Source organism: Acinetobacter sp. YH16038, from assembly GCF_013417275.1.
Classification (GTDB): Bacteria; Pseudomonadota; Gammaproteobacteria; order Pseudomonadales; family Moraxellaceae; genus Acinetobacter.
In genome coordinates this window covers 1-2,571 of the sequence record NZ_VPEG01000099.1, presented here as the reverse complement: position 1 = coordinate 2,571, position 2,571 = coordinate 1, and the positions used below count along the sequence as shown (strand labels likewise).

The following is a 2,571-nucleotide window of genomic DNA, read 5'->3' as shown; positions in this document are numbered from 1 at the left end:
AAAAACTTTAAAAATAATTAAAAGCCCAGGAAAGGAAAAATTGCCCTTGGTTTTCGCTGCGCTCAAACTCTATTGAATCTCGCTTTCGCTCGATTCGTTGGGGCAATTTTTTGGCTCATTGGGTTGTGACTTTAAGAAAAAGCAAAAGCAGCTCGGAATTCGCTTCGCTCATGAGCTTTTTACTCGCTTCGCTCGATCTAGGGTCAATTTTCTGCATGTGATTTACGCTTATTTAGGCTTCACAGCCTAAAAAGCAGTTTTTCAGGGGATCTAAGCGCGAATTTCAGCGATTTCACTCGTAGACACTCGTTCTGTACCTTTCTTTATTAATCGAGCTGTAATCGCAATTAAAGCACCTTTAAAGGCATATTATTTTTTTAAATAAGATCCTTTCCTGTTGTATGTGGATCATAAGAAAAAGAGGTTTGCTGATTTCTTCCAGCTTTGGTCTCATTTTGGGAAACTTTGATGTTTTGTGTTTTTCCCTGGTGCGGCATTTTTTCGCTGATGCCCATTTTCTGCAAATTTCTTAATAGCGCACTGTAAGAAATATTGTTGGCGAGATCTGGTAAATCTGCATGTATTTCTTTGATGGTGTAGCCTGCTTTTAACCGTTTTTCTATTTCAGGCAAAGCCGCAGTGATGAATCTTTTTGCTCCATGTCGAGTAACCATTTAGATCTCCTCATTCCTATTTTTATGCGATTAAGTGCAATTATATGCGATTAAGTGCAATTATATGCGATTAAGTGCAATTATATGCGATCAAGAGCTTTTATATGCAATTATATGCTTTTAAGTGCGATTATAAAATTTTATAAGCTTTTAATCTCTTTTATGTGCGATTATATGCGATTAAGTGCGAAACCTAATTAAGGTGAAACAGGCAAGATGTGTAATGTTGGTCAACATGCTAGCATTTTGACACCCATTACTCCTGCTTATTCGCTTTTCAAGCTCAACGTGGAATCTTGTCCTGCGGAGCTTTTGGCATAGCCAAATGACAATGGAAATGATGAAAATGAATGAAAAGAAAAAGCCAAAACGGATACGCCAAAAGATCATTAAAGTGGTCGTAACTGATGAAGAAAAAAAGCAGATTGAAGCAAATGCTGCTCAGGCTAATTTATCGGTTTCTCAATATGCACGTGATTTGGGTTTAAGCTATCAGCCCAAAAGTTTGATAGATGTTCAATCGTTTCAGGAAATTCGTAGCATAAAGGAGGATTTCAACAAGATTGGTGGTTTGTTGAAAAATCTTATGAGTGGTGAGGTGACTGATCCGAAAGAGATCCAAACAAAATTAAATGGCTTACTGTTGGACTTATCCAAAAATCAAAATTTGCTTGATCAGCTACTGACTAAAGTAAGATCCAAGATCAAGTTTTAAAAAAAGTGTATGGTCTGTTGCCTTGTATAGTGGCGTTAGCCGCCACTGCGTATAAGAGATTTTATGTTAATCAGATGATTAAAAGGCCCGTAAATAGGGCCTTTCGTATAACGTGTATTATGTTAATTTTAGAGAAACTTTATGATAAGACAAAATCTACAGCTGCTTTTGCATGTATAGAAGTAGTATCAAAGAGAGGGACTGAAAATTTAATATCTCCAATAAGCATACAAATCTCTGTGCACCCTAAGATAACTCCTTCTGCTCCAGAAGATATTAAATCTTCGACAACATTGATATATTTCTTTTGAGACTCTTTGTTTATAACCCCTAAACATAATTCATTATAAATAATATCGTGCACAACTTTTCTATTTGTTTCATTTGGCGTTATTACTTCAAGTCCTTTTTCTTCTAATCTGTTTTTATAAAAATCTTGTTCCATAGTAAAAGCTGTACCAAGCAGACCAATTTTTTTAATATTTTGACTTAAAATTTCCGTAGCTGTTGCATCGGCAATATGAATAAATGGAATAGTAGTTGAATTCTCAATATAAGAAGCCACTTTATGCATCGTATTTGTACAAAGTACAATACCATCGGCCCCTCCTTTTTCTAGTTGAATAGCTTTATCTTTTAAATAAAATCCAGCTTCATCCCAGAGTCCCTTATGTTGTAATTCTTCAATTTCAGCAAAATCAACGCTGATAAGAACAACCTTAGCAGAATGTAATTTTCCTAGCTTCATTTGAACCATTTTATTGATTTGTTGATAGTAAAGATCTGTAGATTCCCAACTCATTCCGCCTAATAAACCAATTGTTTTCAAAGTTGTGCCTTTAAGAAATTAAAAAATCTAACTTATCAATATAATTAAAAGTATCTAGTACAAAATTGCTCATATTTAACATAATGGCGGTTATACGAAGTCGACTTGTAATGCAATTTGCATTACAGTACTCCTAGTACATTAAATAACTGGGAGATATGATGGCTACTGTTAACTTCAGGGTCGATGAAGCCCTTAAAGAAAAATCCTATTCCATCCTTAAAGAACAAGGTATTGCACCTACAGATTTCTTTACTAGTATTCTTGAGTATGTTGCTACGACTGGGAAACTACCTGTCAAAAAAGCTTTGCTTTCAGAAGAAGATGAAGAATTGTTAGCTCTTGTCCGTAAG

At 35.0% G+C, this 2,571-nt stretch carries 4 protein-coding genes; 2 read left to right on the top strand and 2 right to left on the bottom strand.

Going from position 1 to position 2,571, the window contains the following annotated elements; genetic code table 11:
• Positions 1-377 precede the first annotated feature (377 nt).
• On the bottom strand, positions 378-674 hold the full coding sequence (locus FTV34_RS16855) for a hypothetical protein (protein WP_179991840.1): 297 nt from the start codon (positions 672-674) through the stop codon (positions 378-380).
• Positions 675-1,020: 346 nt separating this feature from the next.
• On the opposite strand from FTV34_RS16855, the gene FTV34_RS16850 reads away from it, so the two are divergent.
• Positions 1,021-1,389: a LysR family transcriptional regulator gene (locus tag FTV34_RS16850; protein WP_179991841.1), complete on the top strand. Its 369-nt coding sequence runs from the start codon at positions 1,021-1,023 to the stop codon at positions 1,387-1,389.
• Between the two features lie 139 nt (positions 1,390-1,528).
• On the opposite strand, the gene FTV34_RS16845 is transcribed toward FTV34_RS16850, so the two are convergent.
• Positions 1,529-2,218 (bottom strand): aspartate/glutamate racemase family protein, encoded by a 690-nt coding sequence (locus FTV34_RS16845; protein WP_180015719.1) that lies wholly within the window; start codon positions 2,216-2,218, stop codon positions 1,529-1,531.
• A gap of 161 nt (positions 2,219-2,379) precedes the next feature.
• On the opposite strand from FTV34_RS16845, the gene FTV34_RS16840 reads away from it, so the two are divergent.
• Positions 2,380-2,571, top strand: a 192-nt coding sequence (locus FTV34_RS16840; protein WP_180070838.1) for a type II toxin-antitoxin system RelB/DinJ family antitoxin, incomplete at its 3' end; no start/stop codon positions are given.